Origin of the sequence: Nocardia beijingensis NBRC 16342, from assembly GCF_001612785.1 — a bacterium.
Lineage (GTDB): Bacteria > Actinomycetota > Actinomycetes > Mycobacteriales > Mycobacteriaceae > Nocardia > Nocardia beijingensis.
This window is the reverse complement of record NZ_BDBC01000053.1, coordinates 76,545-90,522: the sequence shown is the minus strand read 5'-3', so window position 1 is coordinate 90,522 and position 13,978 is coordinate 76,545. Positions and strand designations below refer to the sequence as shown.

14 protein-coding genes and 1 pseudogene are annotated in these 13,978 nt (G+C 69.1%); 8 read left to right on the top strand and 7 right to left on the bottom strand.

The window, feature by feature from the left end; all coding sequences use genetic code 11:
• The first annotated feature begins 694 nt into the window (after window positions 1-694).
• Together dprA and NB3_RS26460 are read left to right on the top strand one after the other, a co-directional pair.
• Window positions 695-1,891 carry a DNA-processing protein DprA gene (gene dprA, locus NB3_RS26465; protein ID WP_084823696.1) on the top strand — a complete coding sequence of 399 codons (1,197 nt, stop codon included), beginning with the start codon at window positions 695-697 and terminating at the stop codon, window positions 1,889-1,891.
• A gap of 54 nt (window positions 1,892-1,945) precedes the next feature.
• Window positions 1,946-2,869 carry a tyrosine-type recombinase/integrase gene (locus NB3_RS26460; protein WP_067808774.1) on the top strand — a complete coding sequence of 308 codons (924 nt, stop codon included), beginning with the start codon at window positions 1,946-1,948 and terminating at the stop codon, window positions 2,867-2,869.
• A 205-nt stretch (window positions 2,870-3,074) separates the two neighbouring features.
• Here the strand turns inward: NB3_RS26460 and NB3_RS26455 are convergent, their stop codons facing one another.
• On the bottom strand, window positions 3,075-3,572 hold the full coding sequence (locus NB3_RS26455) for a GNAT family N-acetyltransferase (protein ID WP_169810751.1): 498 nt from the start codon (window positions 3,570-3,572) through the stop codon (window positions 3,075-3,077).
• Window positions 3,573-3,941: 369 nt separating this feature from the next.
• Between NB3_RS26455 and NB3_RS26450 the strand changes: the two genes are divergently transcribed.
• A complete protein-coding gene (locus NB3_RS26450) occupies window positions 3,942-4,475 on the top strand; it encodes an FHA domain-containing protein (protein ID WP_244892094.1) in 534 nt (177 codons plus the stop codon).
• 30 nt (window positions 4,476-4,505) lie between these two features.
• On the opposite strand, the gene NB3_RS26445 is transcribed toward NB3_RS26450, so the two are convergent.
• The 3 genes from NB3_RS26445 to NB3_RS26440 all read right to left on the bottom strand — a co-directional run bounded on the left by NB3_RS26445 (window position 4,506) and on the right by NB3_RS26440 (window position 7,291).
• Window positions 4,506-5,171, bottom strand: a complete 666-nt coding sequence (locus tag NB3_RS26445; RefSeq protein ID WP_371855941.1) for a chymotrypsin family serine protease — start codon at window positions 5,169-5,171, stop codon at window positions 4,506-4,508.
• A 169-nt stretch (window positions 5,172-5,340) separates the two neighbouring features.
• Window positions 5,341-5,619, bottom strand: coding sequence for a hypothetical protein (locus NB3_RS35285; protein ID WP_157112014.1), 279 nt, complete (start codon window positions 5,617-5,619; stop codon window positions 5,341-5,343).
• A gap of 208 nt (window positions 5,620-5,827) precedes the next feature.
• The gene (locus NB3_RS26440; protein ID WP_067808770.1) at window positions 5,828-7,291 is read right to left on the bottom strand and encodes an MFS transporter; all 1,464 of its coding nucleotides are present in this window, start codon (window positions 7,289-7,291) and stop codon (window positions 5,828-5,830) included.
• Between the two features lie 54 nt (window positions 7,292-7,345).
• Between NB3_RS26440 and NB3_RS26435 the strand changes: the two genes are divergently transcribed.
• The 5 genes from NB3_RS26435 (at window position 7,346) to NB3_RS26415 (ending at window position 12,142) form a co-directional block, all read left to right on the top strand.
• Window positions 7,346-8,107 carry a TetR/AcrR family transcriptional regulator gene (locus tag NB3_RS26435; protein WP_067808768.1) on the top strand — a complete coding sequence of 254 codons (762 nt, stop codon included), beginning with the start codon at window positions 7,346-7,348 and terminating at the stop codon, window positions 8,105-8,107.
• Window positions 8,108-8,236: 129 nt separating this feature from the next.
• Window positions 8,237-8,968 (top strand): acetoacetate decarboxylase family protein, encoded by a 732-nt coding sequence (locus NB3_RS26430; RefSeq protein ID WP_067808766.1) that lies wholly within the window; start codon window positions 8,237-8,239, stop codon window positions 8,966-8,968.
• A gap of 554 nt (window positions 8,969-9,522) precedes the next feature.
• The gene (locus NB3_RS26425; RefSeq protein ID WP_067808763.1) at window positions 9,523-9,888 is read left to right on the top strand and encodes a YidH family protein; all 366 of its coding nucleotides are present in this window, start codon (window positions 9,523-9,525) and stop codon (window positions 9,886-9,888) included.
• Window positions 9,885-10,193 carry a DUF202 domain-containing protein gene (locus tag NB3_RS26420; RefSeq protein WP_067808762.1) on the top strand — a complete coding sequence of 103 codons (309 nt, stop codon included), beginning with the start codon at window positions 9,885-9,887 and terminating at the stop codon, window positions 10,191-10,193. The genes NB3_RS26425 and NB3_RS26420 overlap by 4 nt, the downstream gene beginning before the upstream one ends.
• 47 nt (window positions 10,194-10,240) lie before the next feature.
• Window positions 10,241-12,142 (top strand): alkyl/aryl-sulfatase, encoded by a 1,902-nt coding sequence (locus NB3_RS26415; protein ID WP_067808760.1) that lies wholly within the window; start codon window positions 10,241-10,243, stop codon window positions 12,140-12,142.
• Window positions 12,143-12,418: 276 nt separating this feature from the next.
• Here NB3_RS26415 and NB3_RS26410 read toward each other — a convergent pair whose 3' ends face one another.
• From NB3_RS26410 to NB3_RS26405, 3 genes and pseudogenes are all read right to left on the bottom strand, one after another.
• On the bottom strand, window positions 12,419-12,931 hold the full coding sequence (locus NB3_RS26410) for a DUF1990 domain-containing protein (RefSeq protein ID WP_067808758.1): 513 nt from the start codon (window positions 12,929-12,931) through the stop codon (window positions 12,419-12,421).
• 10 nt (window positions 12,932-12,941) lie between these two features.
• Window positions 12,942-13,569 (bottom strand): annotated as a pseudogene (locus NB3_RS34520) (M23 family metallopeptidase).
• Window positions 13,570-13,592: 23 nt separating this feature from the next.
• Window positions 13,593-13,868, bottom strand: coding sequence for a hypothetical protein (locus NB3_RS26405; protein ID WP_067808755.1), 276 nt, complete (start codon window positions 13,866-13,868; stop codon window positions 13,593-13,595).
• Window positions 13,869-13,978: the final 110 nt, after the last annotated feature.

Sequence of the window (13,978 nt, the reverse complement as noted above, 5' to 3'; positions counted from 1 at the left end):
CGACCGACCCGCCGTCGAGGATGTACCTGGTGCGGGCGACGCGCCCGCGGTCGTCGACGCGCCCGCAGTACTCGACGTGCCTGCTGTGGGGGACGTTTCCGCAGTAGCGGACCCGCCCGCAGTCAGCGGGAAATCCGGGGCCGTGGACCTGGCGGCGAGAGTCGACATCCCTGACGCCGGGAGCGTGTCCGAAGCCGCGGACGTGCCTCCGGTGGCAGAGGTGGCTGCGGTCGCCGATCGGCCCGGGGTCGCCGACGGCTCCGCGGTGGATCGTGTCCTCGCGGGCACAGATGTGGCTGCGGTCGTGGGGGTGCCTGCGTCGGTGGGGGCGTCGGGAGTCGGAGACGTGCCCGCGGTCGCTGATCTGCCTGCGGTCGCCGACGGCTCCGTGGTGGATCGTGTCCTCGCGGGCACAGATGTGGCTGCGGTTGTCGGGGTGCCTGCGTCGGTGGGGGTGCCGGGAGTCGGGGACGTGGCTGCGGTCGCCGATCGGCCTGGGGTCGCTGATGGCTCCGTGGTGGATCGTGTCCTCGCGGGCACAGATGTGGCTGCGGTTGTGGGGGTGCCTGCGTCGGTGGGGGTGCCGGGAGTCGGAGACGTGCCTGTGGGCGCGGATTTCCGTCTGGTCGCGGACGTGTCGGCTACGGCGAACGCGGCCGCGTTTGTCGACACGCCAGTGGCGGTCCGCGTGCCGATGGCAACGGATGCGCCCGCGGTGGTCGGCGTGCCCGTGAGCGGGACGGGATCGTCGTCTCGTGAATACGACGAGCGGCGGCTCGCGTGGGTGTACCTGTCGCGGGTGGTGCAGGGGCCGTGTGCGCCGCTGTCGGCGCTCATCGAGTCGGTGGGGGTGGTCGAAGCGGCACGTGCCGTGCGGGAGTGCGTGCTTCCGGAGCCGCTTCGCGGGCCGACTCAGCAGCGGCGCGCCATCGACGTCGCGGCGCGGGATCTCGAGCTCGTCGAGCGGATCGGCGGGCGCGTGGTGACGCCGGACGACCCGGAGTGGCCTGCCTGGCGCATGCTCGGCCTCGCCCAGCTCGAGCCGGGCAAGGATCGCGACGGCGCCGTACCGCTGGTGCTGTGGGCGCGTGGCCCGCGCTCCCTGCTCGAGTCCAGTGAACGCGCGGTCGCGGTGGTCGGGGCGCGGTGCAGCACCGGCTACGGCAACCGGGTCACGGCGGAGATCGCGGGCGACCTCGCCGCGCAGGGCTGGACCATCGTGTCCGGAGCCGCGTTCGGTATCGACGGCATGGCACACCGGGCGGCGCTGGCGGTGGATGGGCGCACGATCGCCGTGCTGGCCTGCGGCATCGACCGGCCTTACCCGGCGCAGCACGAACGCCTGCTGGCCGATATCGCCGAATCCGGTGTGGTGGTCAGCGAATACCCGCCCGGTGTCGCCGCGCAGAAGCATCAATTCCTGGCCAGGAACCGCTTGATCGCCGCTCTTGCCGACGGCGTGCTCGTCGTCGAGGCGGGGCTGCGCAGCGGCGCGCGTAACACCGTCAAATGGGCTCGCCGCATGGGCCGCCCCGCCTTGGCCGTGCCGGGCTCGGTGACCTCTGCCGCTTCGGTGGGCTGTCATCGCATGATCCGCGACGGCGAAGCCCTGCTGGTGACCCGGGCCGAAGAAGTCGTCGACGAGGCGGGGCCGCTGCGGTTGTCCATTCCCGAAGCGGCGGCCTCGAATGGCAAGGAGGATCAGCTGACCGGAGACGAGGCGTTGGTCTTCGAAGCGCTGCCGAGAATCGGCTCACGACTGCCGCTGGAGGTGTCCCGGCAGTGCGGCTTGCCGCTTCCGGTGGTTCGTGCGACCTTGTCCGCTCTGGAACTGGCCGGTCTGGTGGCCAGCGACGAAAGCGGTTGGCACCGAACGGCACGACGCCGATGAACGTGTCCGGCGCGGTCGCTTGCCATTCGGACCGCGGGTGGGGACGGTGGAGGCATGGCGGAATTGCCCGACGATCTGGAAGCGCTGCTGGCCGAGTACGGCAGACATCTGCGGCTCGGGCGCAACCGCTCGGAGCACACGGTGCGTGCGTATCTGGGGGACGCACGATCCTTGCTGGAGCATCTGTACACCCGGTCGGCGGATTCGGCGATCCGCGAGCTGGACCTGATGTTGCTGCGTTCGTGGCTGGCCAGGCAAGCCGCCGCGGGCGCGGCGCGAACCACCGTGGCACGGCGGGCGTCCTCGGCGCGCACGTTCACCGCTTGGCTCACGCGGACCGGTCGGCTTCCGGTCGATCCCGGGCTGCGGCTCGGGTCGCCGAAGGCGCATCGTGTGCTGCCCGCCGTGCTCGGGCGGCAGCAGGCGCTCGGCGCCATGGATGCGGCGGAATCCGGTGCGGCGCAGCGTGATCCGATGGCATTGCGCGACCGGGCGATCGTGGAATTGCTGTACGCCACCGGCATCAGGGTCAGTGAGTTGTGCGGGCTGGACATCGAGGACGTGGACCGCGAGCGGCGCGTGGTGCGTGTGCTGGGCAAAGGCAGCAAGGAGCGTTCGGCGCCGTTCGGCGCGCCCGCGGACGAGGCTGTCGGCAACTGGCTGCGCTACGGACGCCCCGCCTTCGCCACCGCTGAGTCCGGTCGAGCCCTGCTGCTCGGCCGCCGCGGCAGGCGGTTGGACCAGCGTCAGGCCAGAACGGTCGTGCACGAGGTGGTCTCGGCCATCCCCGGTGCGCCGGACGTCGGCCCGCACGGTCTGCGGCACACCGCGGCGACCCACCTGCTCGAGGGCGGCGCCGACCTGCGTGTGGTTCAGGAACTGCTCGGGCACGCGAGCATGGCCACCACGCAGCTCTACACCCACGTCTCCATCGACCGGCTCAAGAAGGTGCACGACCAAGCCCACCCCCGCGCCTGACCAGCTCTCGGCGACCGCCAGGGCGGGAAGGTGTCCCGCAGCGGCGGTGCGGCCTCGATCGAGTGCGCCGCGTCCATAATGCGTCCCTCGCGACGTCGTGGGACAACGTACGAAGCGTACGGTCACCGGTTCCACCGAAGCGGAGGACACCAACACGACGGCGTCCGCCGGGGGCACGTGGGCCGACATTGTGCAACCCGTCCGCTCACGGACTGACGTAGTAGTGCATCCAAGCCTCTCGCCCGTCCGTGGTCCGCCAGCCGCCCGGCCCACTGTGCACCTGCCGCCAACCGTGCCTCTCGTACATGGCTATCGCCGCCGGACTGCCGGAGGTCACCGTGAGCACGGCACGCTGCCCCCGGCTCGTGGCCATGCGCACGGCCTCGGCGAGCAACAGCGAACCCACCCCTGCCCGGCGCGCCTCCGGGACGACATACAACCGGATCACCGAGACGACAGTCTCCGCGCCGGCCGACGCACGCACGACCTCCGGCATGCTCCCGCTCGCGCCGAGCGCGGCGTGTCCGACCACGGTCCCGTCGCGCTCGGCGACGACGGCCGCGAGGAGTTTGGGCGGTGACAGCCAGCCCGCCGGGTCCGTGGGCCAGGCGTCCGGGTACCGATCGTTGTCGTGGACCTGTCGCAGGGCGGCGGCGCAGGCGGCGAGGTCGCTGTCGGTGCGCGGCCGGATGATGACGCTCACCCGGACCATTCTGACTGGCCACGCTTGGAGGCAGTCTTATCCAGACCGTTCGGTTGGTTTTTCGCCTTTTGTCCTGCGCTGCGGTCCGGTACTGCCTCGCTCGGACAGCGAACTAATCGAATACGCATGTGATCGGCGCCGAGAAAGCGCACCCTTGAGTTAGCGAATCAGTGCCCGCAGTTCCACGGCCTACTTCGAGTGGGAAGACGAGCGATGTCTACCTCCAGCGGACCACAGGCTCTGCGTCGCGAACTGTACCCATTGGTGGGGCAGTCCGCGTGGCGGCGCTCGGCCACTGCTTCCGCATCGCCTCAGCCCGCGGCATCGAACGGGGCGCGTGAGATCTCCCTCGACGGCGGCGCGTCCAGAATGACGATCGGGCGGTCCGTCGCGGCCGACATCATCGTCAATTCCGATCCCACCGTTTCCCGGCTGCACGCCATTCTCGAGCGGGTGGGCGGATGCTGGGTCATCGTCGACGACGGATTGTCCAAGAACGGGACATTCGTCAATGGCGAACGCGTGGGCGGGCGGCGGAAACTCGGCTCCGGCGACACTATTCGCGTCGGTCGATCGGTATTCGTCTTCCGGGCGGACGAGTCCGTCGACGGAGAAATGACTCTCGCCCATTCGCCGCTGCCGACCCGTAGTTCGCTGACGCCGGCCCAGTATGTGGTTCTGGAGGCGCTGTGCCGTCCCTACGACGCGCGCGACGCGTATTCGTATCCCGCGTCCAACCGGCAGATCGCGGACGATTTGTGTCTGAGCCTGTCCACGGTCAAGACACATATGCGGGCGCTGTTCCGAATATTCCAGGTGGAAGCCTTACCTCCCAACCAGAAGAGGCTGTTTCTGGTCGAACGCGCTATCGAATTCGGCATAGTCGCCGACCAGGAGAGGTAAGGCTCCGGCGGAAGAGCGGAGGAAATCCGGTCAAATCGGCTGGAAACCGGACCCGGCGCCGCCGCGTGCGTTCACGTCGGCGACGACCGCGGTGAAATCCGTGCCGAGCTCCGGCCCCAGGCAGGGCACCGCCAAGTAGCCGCTGACCATGCCGACAAGCGTCGTCCCCACGACGAGCGGAGCTCCCGAGTCGCCTTCGACGACACACGTCTGGGTCCAGGTGGAATTGCCGCCCGTGAACATGTCACCGTAAGCGGCCCCGCAGGTGCGGCCGGTGGTCCTGCCTTCCTTGCAGACGGTGTCCGGTGGGCGGGCAGGGCCACCCAATCCGGTGATGGTGGTTCCGCCCACGTGGTTGACCGGCGTCACCTTCCCCGGATCGAATTCGATGACGGAATAGTCCAAATCGCTGTTGGCGTACACGACCGTGCCGACGGTACCTGCGTCGCGATCGCTCTCCGGGACGATGGCGGAACTCGCCTCACCGCAATGCGCCGCGGTGAATCCGACCAGCCTGCCGCCGGAGTCGCGTCCGATCGTGGTGAGCGTGCAGATGTTCTGACCGCCGACGACGATCCCGGAGCCGCCACCCAGCACGGATGGCGGTGCGGCCTGCGCGGTCCCAGGTGCTCCGAACGGCGCCGTCATGGCGGTGAGTGCCGCCGCGGCGCCTACGAATTTCCTGAACTTGGTCATCCGGTAATTCAACCGCACTCACCCGCGCGTCACCGCCGATTTCCGGATGTTCACCGGCCCGTTGTCCGGCAAGGGCCGGAATCGAATTGGATGGGCACGAGAGAAGCGCCTCGGGCTACGCGCTGCCCCGAGGCGCTCTCGTGTTCGATGCGCTTCTGGCGAAACGCGATCACGCGGCGCAAATGGCCACCGTAACCGCGTTGACCACCGGCGGAAGCAGCAGCAGAGGAGCGCAGAAAATGCCCAGCGGCCAAATCAGGCCCAGTGTCGCGGGCTCGACCTGCACGGGTACCGGATGATCCGCCACCTGCATCGGCCCCGGTGCTACGTCGGGGGCTGCGGAAGCGAAACCCGAACCAAGGGCGATGATCGGTGCGAGCGCTACCGCCGCCGCCGTTACACGCATTTTGTTCGTGATCATGATGTCTCCAGTGGTTGATTGCTTCACCAGCCCTCGTTGGTTGAAGGCCTCAGTGTGAACACACTCACAACTCTTCTCGAAGCGCGCGCGCGAGACCATCAACCTCCGGGTCGGAATCATTCATCCCGGGTGAATCGAGAAGACATCGGAATCGCTATTCTGCGCGAGCCGACCGCGCTTTCGGGGCCGTGCCGGACCGATGAGGACATCTGGCAGGCACGGCCCCGCGGAACGATCAGCCGTGCGCGACCGGGGCCGGTTCCGGCTGTCCGGCCTGCTGCGGACGCCTTGCGCGCAGCAGGACCGCACCGAGCGCGGCGGCGGCGATGCTGAATCCGGCGCTGATCCACGCGCCGGTGGACATGGCGGCGGTGAAGGCGTCCTTCGCGGGCTCGATGTAGCCGAGCTGGAAGGCCGCGCCGATGGACTCCCGCGCCGCGTCCGGCGCGTCGACGGGCATGTTCGAGGTGAACACACCGGCCAGCACGCTACCGAGGACGGCGATGCTGATCGCCATGCCGACTTGCTGGATCGTGTCGTTCATCGCGGAGCCGACGCCCGCGTGTTCCAGCGGTATCGCGCTCATGATGGCGGCGTAGGCCGCCGGACCCGCCAAGCCGCCGCCGACACCCATCACCAGCATGCTGACCAGCACCCAGAGATATCCGCTGCCCATCGCGAGGATGCCGAACGCCACACCCATGACGAGCAGGCCGGACACGACGAGCGTCTTGTTGCTCAGCGTCTTGCCGAGCGTCGCCCCGAGGCCGTTGCACACCGCGGCGGCCACGGCGTACGGCAGCAACGCCAGTCCGGCCTTCATCGGGCCGTAGCCGAGCACGAACTGCAGGTACTGGGTGAGCATCAGCATGACCGCGCCCATGCCGAAGACCATCAGCAGCAGGGTGAAGCAGGTGCCGGTGAAATCGCGGCTGCGGAACACCGCCAACGGCAGCATCGGATGCGCCGACCGGCTCTCCCATACGACGAAGGCGGTCGCCGTGACAGCGGCCAGCGCGAGCACACCGAAGTTCCATTCCCGTTCGATGATCACGTAGACCGTCGCGCTCAGCGCCACGACGGACAGGACCACGCCGACGAGGTCGATCGGCCGCTGCTCACCGGTGGTCTCCGGCATCAGCACGACGGCCGCGACGATCGCGAGCGCCGCCACCGGGATGTTGAGCAGGAACACCGAACCCCACCAGTAGTGCTGGAGGAGGAAGCCGCCCAGGGTGGGTCCGGCCACGATGCCGACCATGGAGACCGTCGACCACGCCGCCATCGCCGTGCGCCGTTCGTCCTCGGCGAAGGTGGTCATCAGGATCGACAGCGTCGACGGCATCAGCAGCGACCCGCCGACGCCCATGGCGACGCGGGCGGCAACGACCTGCCACGGTTCGGTCGCCAGTACGGCGGCCAGCGACGCCACCCCGAAGACGGCGAGCCCGGTGATCAGCGCTCGTCGCCTGCCGAACCGGTCGGACAGGCTGCCCGCGGTGAGCAGCAGCCCGGCGAAGACCAGCACGTAGGCGTCCAGGATCCACTGGACATCCGACGGTGTCGCGCCCAGCTCGCGGATCAGCGAGGGAATGGCGAGATTCAGCACGGTGCTGTCGAGCATCAGCACCAGCAAGGACAGACAGAGGACCCCCAGGACCCACCAGCGCCGGGGGTCTCGCACAATGTTCGATTCCACTCGCACAGCGTACGAGAATATCGAACAGTGTGCGAGCGAATATAAGATCGTGTTGTGACCAAGCAGTTCGCGTCGGTATGGACCAAGCAACCGCGCCAGCCCAAGTCGTCCGGTCTGCGCCGCGAGCAGATCGTCGCGGCGGCGGTGGAGATCCTCGACGCCGAGGGGCTGGAATCGCTGAGCATGCGCAAGCTCGGCGCGAAACTGGGCGCGGGGGCGACCAGTCTCTACTGGCACGTCTCCAACAAGGACGAGTTGCTCGAATTGGTGCTGGACGAGTTCTGGGGTCTGGTGCGCACGCCGGAGCCCGAACAGGCGTCCTGGCGTGAACTGCTGGACACCTTCGCCTACAGCCTGCGCGCGTCCATCAGGGAGCATCCGTGGATGGCGTCGCTGGTGGGGCAGTTGCCCAGCATCGGCCCCAACTCGCTGCGTTTGAGCGATCGGCTGCGCCGCGCGTTCGTCCAGGCGGGGTTCCACGGCGTGGACATCTATCTGGCCAGCGGGACGGTGATGTGTTTCGTGCTCGGTCAGGTGATCCCCGAGATCGCTTGGGACAAAGTGTCCAAGGGGATGGAGATCGACGCCGACGGCGTGCTGCGCGTGATGGAGGATGTGGCCGGCGACTATCCCGAGATGCTCGCCGACTACCGGGCGACCGTGCCGACCGATAGTGAGGCCGCGCGGGCGATGGCGTTCGACTTCGGTCTGCTGTGCGTTCTCGACGGCTTGGAAGCCCGCTTGCGCAACGTGTCCGGCCCCGGCTCGCAGTCGCCGGTGGCGGGCTCTCCAGCACGTGACACCGGCCGATCCTGAAACAGGTTCTCGATGACCGAAACGACCATGGAACCGTATCGGGCCGATAAATTGGAACGTGTTCTATAGGGAATTCGGCGGAAGGATACCGCGGGGCAACGCGGCGCCGATGCGCGGAAAGGCGTCTACGTGAGCACTCACACCGTTCTCGGCCGGGAGGTGCGCATGCCGGTTCGCATCCGGCTGGCGCACGCGTTCATGGCCACCTATCTGGTGCCCGCCGAGCCCGCGCAACGCCTCATCGACTACTCCGGCCTGCGAATTCTGCGGCTTCCGGGCGGGCGGGCGATGTGCACCCTGGTCTTCGTCGACTACGTCGACGGCGATCTGGGTCCGTACAACGAGTTCGGCGTCTCGTTCATGGTGCGTCACCACACCGCGGCAGCCGCATCCGGCACCGGTGATCTGCGGGCGCTGGCGACCGGGCGGGCCGGCGTCCTGATCCACAAGCTGCCGGTGGACGGCGACTTCACCTTGGCCGCCGGGCGCGGCATCTGGGGCTTCCCGAAGGAACTCGCCGAATTCGTTGTCGATCACGACAGCCGGACGCGCAGCGGCGCGCTGCACCAGAACGGACAGCTCATCGCGGATCTCACGGTGCGGCCCGGGTTCGCGACCCCGAACGGCCGCGCCGCCGCGTCCTCGTTCGACGCCTACTCGCACATCGACGGCGTCACCCGCTGCACGCGCTGGGAAATGCGGCCTTCCGGCATGCGAGCGCGTCTCGGCGGGGCGGAACTGACGCTGGGCGAGCATGCGATAGCCGCGGAACTCCGGTCGCTGGGCCTGCCGCGACGGGCGCTGATGTCCTCGTCCGTCGCGCGACTGGCGATGACGTTCGAAGACGCGATCGTCATCTGACGCCCGTGCCGCATAACCACCCGGTCACGGGCGGGCGAGGCGCGTGGACGGTCCGGCTCGGCGGCGGTTAGCCTGACGTAGCAGATTGTTTGCCAACGCTCTAAATCATGGAGTGTGCCCGTGATCGTCGCCGATCGGACCTGCGCTGACATATGTGCCGGTGAGCTGTGGTTATCGCGCGACGGTGAACGCCATCGGCAAGCGATTCGCCGTCCATCACATGCCCGGTTCATTCGATTGCTGAAATGTTCCGGAACCCTCGAGTGTGCGGTCGGCCGTCCGGACCACCTCATGGTCGGCGCGCTCGCCCCGACATCGTTTCCAGCCCGCGTACCTGAATCGGAGGCGTTCCCGCCGCCGGTGATGATGGGCCGCGAGCTTCCCCGAACCCCACTAGCGTGGTGCGTCGTGACCACCGTGCAGTCCGGCGTCCACCCGTGCCTCGGAACATCGCTCGGCGCAATGGCATGCCTGCCATTCGGGCGCGAGCGGAGAACCCGCGTGCGGCGCGGATTCCCCGACATCCGCTGTCGTTCGACCCGAACCGAGGCGGCGTGAGCCTGCCGAACCCCGGGCCCGCGCCGGAAGAGGGCGAGGAGGAACTCGACTACCGCTTCACGCTGGCCAACGAGCGCACCTTCCTGGCCTGGATGCGGACGTCGCTGGGACTGCTGGCCGGCGGCGTCGCGGTGCACACACTGGTCCAGTCGTTCCGGATCGCGGGATTGCGGCGCGCGATCGCGCTCAGTTGCCTGGTCTTGGCGGCGGTGGTCGCCATCGGCGCCTACGGGCATTGGCGGCGCATCGGCGTGGCCATGCGGCGCGGCGACGCGCTGCCGGAGACGGTGCTGGTGCCGATCCTGTCGGCGGGCATCGCGATCGTCTCGGTGCTGGCGGCGGTGGCGGTGCTGCTGCGGTGAGCGCGCCACATCTCGCCGTCGAACGCACCGCACTGGCGTGGCGGCGCACCGCCGTGGCGGCGGTGGTCGTCGGCACTCTGTTCACGCATCAGGCGCTCGGCAGCGGATGGCGCGCGGCCGCGATCGCGCCCATCGGCGGTGCGATCGCGATGGCGGCGCTGACGGGAGCCTGCTACCTGCGCAACCGCGAGCTCCGCCGGGGCCGCTACGCCCACGGCGGCCGCGTTGTCGCCGCGACGGCCGCCGCGGTGGTCGTGGTCGCGCTGGCCGCGGCGGCGGCCGGTTTCCTCGAACCGCTGCCCTGACCGGATGGCGGCCAAGCAAGGTTGGCCGAGACGACAGGAGGACGACAATGTGCACAGCGAGCGAGCCGAGCGGTTTCATCGTCGCGGAGCACGAGCGTGCGGCCGCCGCACTGCCGTTCGGCGACACGACCGATCCGGCCGACGCCGATCGCGGCTTCATCGCCGCGCTCGATCCCGGCGTGATCACCTCCGAAGACGGAACCGTCGTGTGGGACAACGACTCCTACTCGTTCCTGCGTGAGCCCTGCCCGGTCTCGGTCCATCCGAGCCTGTGGCGGCAGTCGGGTCTCGCGGTGCGCCAGGGGTTGTACGAAGTCTGCGAGGGCATCTACCAGATCCGCGGTTTCGACATCTCCAATATGACGCTGGTCGAAGGCGATACCGGAGTGCTCGTGATCGATCCACTTATCTCGGTGGAGACCGCGGCGGCCGGTCTCGCGCTCTACCGCGCGCATCGTGGCGACCGCCCGGTGACCGGGCTGATCTACACCCATTCGCACGCCGACCATTTCGGCGGGGCGGGTGGCGTCACCACTGTGGAAGCGGTCGAGGCGGGGCGCTGCCCGGTGCTGGCGCCCGCGGGCTTCCTGGAACACGCGGTGGCGGAGAACATCTACGCGGGCACGGCGATGGCGCGCCGCGCGGGGTACATGTACGGCGCCGTGCTGCCGCGCGGGCCGCTGGGCGCGGTGGGCTCCGGGCTGGGGCAGACCACGTCGGTCGGCACGGTCACGTTGATCCCGCCGACCGTCGACATCACCGCCACCGGCGAGGAGAAGACGATCGACGGCATCCGGATGGTCTTCCAGCTCACGCCAGGCACCGAGGCGCCCGCGGAGATGAACTTCCATTTTCCCGACCACCGCGCGTTGTGCATGGCGGAGAACGCGACCCACACCCAGCACAATGTGCTCACGTTGCGCGGTGCGCTGGTGCGCGACGCGAACGTCTGGGCGAAATACCTGACCGAGGCGATCAACCTGTTCGCCCGTGACTCCGACGTCGTCTTCACCTCGCACCACTGGCCGACCTGGGGCACCGACCGCTTGGTGGAATTCCTTTCGCAGCAACGGGATCTGTACGGATACCTGCACGACCAGACCGTCCGCCTGCTGAACCAGGGCTACGTCGGCGCCGAGATCGCCGAGCTGGTCACCCTCCCTCCCGCCATCGCCCAGGCGTGGCATACCCGCGGCTACTACGGCTCGGTCAGCCACAATGTGAAGGCCATCTACCAGCGCTACATGGGATGGTTCGACGGCAACCCCGCCCATCTGTGGGAGCATCCGCCGGTCGAATCCGCCCGCAGGCATGTGGAATTCATGGGCGGCGCGGAGGAGATCCTGCGCAAAGCACGGGCCTGCTACGACGCCGGGGACTACCGCTGGGTGGCACAGGTGCTCAACTACGTGATCTTCGCCGATCCGGACAACGATGCCGCGAAACACTTGCAGGCCAGCACCTTCGAGCAGCTCGGCTACGGCGCGGAGAACGCCACCTGGCGCAACTTCTATCTCAGCGGAGCCTACGAGCTGCGCTACGGCTCGTTCGGCACGCCGACCAAAACCGAATCGCCGACCATGGTGGCGGCGCTGTCCGCCGACCAGATCTTCGACGCGTTGGCGCTGCGCGTCGACGGACCGAAGGCCTGGGACCTTCGGCTGGTGACGGACTGGATCCTCACCGACCAGGCCCGCACCCACCGGCTCGAGATGCGCAACGGCCGCCTCACCCACTTCGACGTCGCCTCCGGCATGGCCCTGCCGGAGGCCGATGCCACCTTCACCCTGAGCAAGGCCACATTGATCCGGGTGTTGCTGGCCGGCGAAGACTTCGGCGTCGCCGCGGCGGCGGGCGACATCGTCATCGAGGGAGACGTCACCAAGCTCGCCGAACTGGCCGACATCTTCGACGCCCCTGACCCCGACTTCGCGATCGTCACACCGTAGCCGCCTTTCTCTGTGTGCCACCGGGCAGCCGGGGGCACCATCGGCGCCGTTCCGTCCTGGGCGGGAAAGCCGGTTAGCAAGATGCGGTACTGCGCGGGCACGCACCCCGGTCGCTCGTCCGGCGGCACCGGCGGCTGCGCGACGCTGCCGGTGCCGTGTAGCCAGGGCCGGAATCGCGCCGCCGCCGAGCGTGCTGAGGAAATCTGCCCTGTCCGGAGCCGGATAGTCCGTCGAAGCACCGTCACCGAACGACAGCCCGGTAGCTGCCGTCCGTCTTCACGCGGAGGTGGGCAACGTCGCCAGGTAGCGGCCCGCGACGAAGCGCTGGATCAGTCGCACCACGGGTCCGCCGAGCCGGGTGTACCAGGTGGCAGGGCGGGAGAACGCCACGATCAGCCCGTACACCGTGTCGTCGGCGGAGTCGTACTCGACGGCGAACAGTTCCTCGCCGGAGGCCGGGTGGCCCGGCAGGGTCCCGTAGGCGAAGCCCCGCCGGTCGGGTTCGTCGAGGACGTACACCACGCGGCACGGGGCGGTGACCCCGAGCGGGCCGAGGCCGAGCCGCACGGTGATGGCGGTGCCGGGCTCGGCCGTCGCAGTGTCGGCGGATCGGAAGATGCCCGTGCCCTTCTGCACGCGGTAGGCCAGGATCTCCGTGCCCGCCCGCTCGAACAGCGCGCGCCCCCGCCCGATGCGTCGCCGCAGCCGCAGCCCGTGATAGCCCTCCGGCAGCACCCCCCGGGTCGCGCCGACTTCGGAGTACGTGAACGGCTCCAGCCCATCCGCCATGCCCTGATCTTCACCCCAGCCCCTGCGGTCTCGCCACCTTCCACCTCCGACACGCCGGTGGACGAGGCAGCCGACCGATGCGCGGAGGATCGTCCGGCGCCTGATGCGGGACGCACTGGTTTGAGCCGCAGGGGAGTGAGGCGCAGAAGCCCGAGCGGATCCAGATACTCACGGTTGCGGCGACCGCCCTCGATGCGGGCTCCCCAGTGCAGACAGGCCGCCACGCATCCCGGATGCCCGGACTCCAGCGTGCCGATGCGGGCACCGCGCCCGACCCGCCTACCCACGGGGACTTCGGCGCGAACGGGCTCGTAGGTCGTGCGCAGCCCGCCGGGGTGGTCGATGGACACGACCGGCTTGCCTGCCACCGTTCCGGCGAAAACGACGATCCCTTCCCCCGCCGCGAGCACGGCCTGGCCCTCGGCACCGGCCAGATCGACCCCGCGATGGCCCGGCAGCCAGTTCTGCGCGGGTTTGTCGAAGCGCCGCACCACCGCGGGGCGCGGTTGCAGCGGCCAGTCGAATCGTCCTTCGGGACGGGCTGTCGCGCTCGGCGTCGCCGCGACGATCGCGGCGACGCCGAGCACCAGCGCCGAGGAAATGCGCCGACCACCCCGTATGGCCTTCGCGCCGCTCATGCGTGCCGGGCCGGAAGACCCGGCTACGCGCCGCAGAGGGGCGCGGGCGGTGCGCACAGGTCGCTCCCGGAGGCCGAAGCCGTTTCGAGCCGCTCGTCACCGCCGCGCCCGGATTGACGGAAGGGCTGCGGCGTGCGCCGCGGCAGGTGGGACAGCGACGGCAGGCACGCCGATCCCGTGCACGCCCCCGGCGCGGGTTTCGCGGTAGGAGTGTCGGCCCCGACCGGCGGCGCGGTCACCAAACCGAGCACGAAGAACAGCGGGACGAGAAAGGTGGTCGTAGTGGAGATCGGTTTCATGGCTCCACCCTTCCGCGATCGCGGCCTCGCCGATGGCTCGATGTGCGGACTGGGGATAACCGGCTCGACTGTGGAAAGCCGCCGTTCCGCCTGGTCGAAGCCGTCCGATG

What these genes read in the sequence shown, in the direction of transcription:
- NB3_RS26445 (WP_371855941.1), bottom strand. Translation starts at nt 5,171, where the DNA reads ATGACCAAGTTCAGGAAATTCGTAGGCGCCGCGGCGGCACTCACCGCC.
- NB3_RS26460 (WP_067808774.1), top strand. Translation starts at nt 1,946, where the DNA reads ATGGCGGAATTGCCCGACGATCTGGAAGCGCTGCTGGCCGAGTACGGC.
- NB3_RS26410 (WP_067808758.1), bottom strand. Translation starts at nt 12,931, where the DNA reads ATGGCGGATGGGCTGGAGCCGTTCACGTACTCCGAAGTCGGCGCGACC.
- NB3_RS26405 (WP_067808755.1), bottom strand. Translation starts at nt 13,868, where the DNA reads ATGAAACCGATCTCCACTACGACCACCTTTCTCGTCCCGCTGTTCTTC.
- dprA (WP_084823696.1), top strand. Translation starts at nt 695, where the DNA reads ATGGCAACGGATGCGCCCGCGGTGGTCGGCGTGCCCGTGAGCGGGACG.
- NB3_RS26450 (WP_244892094.1), top strand. Translation starts at nt 3,942, where the DNA reads ATGACGATCGGGCGGTCCGTCGCGGCCGACATCATCGTCAATTCCGAT.
- NB3_RS26415 (WP_067808760.1), top strand. Translation starts at nt 10,241, where the DNA reads ATGTGCACAGCGAGCGAGCCGAGCGGTTTCATCGTCGCGGAGCACGAG.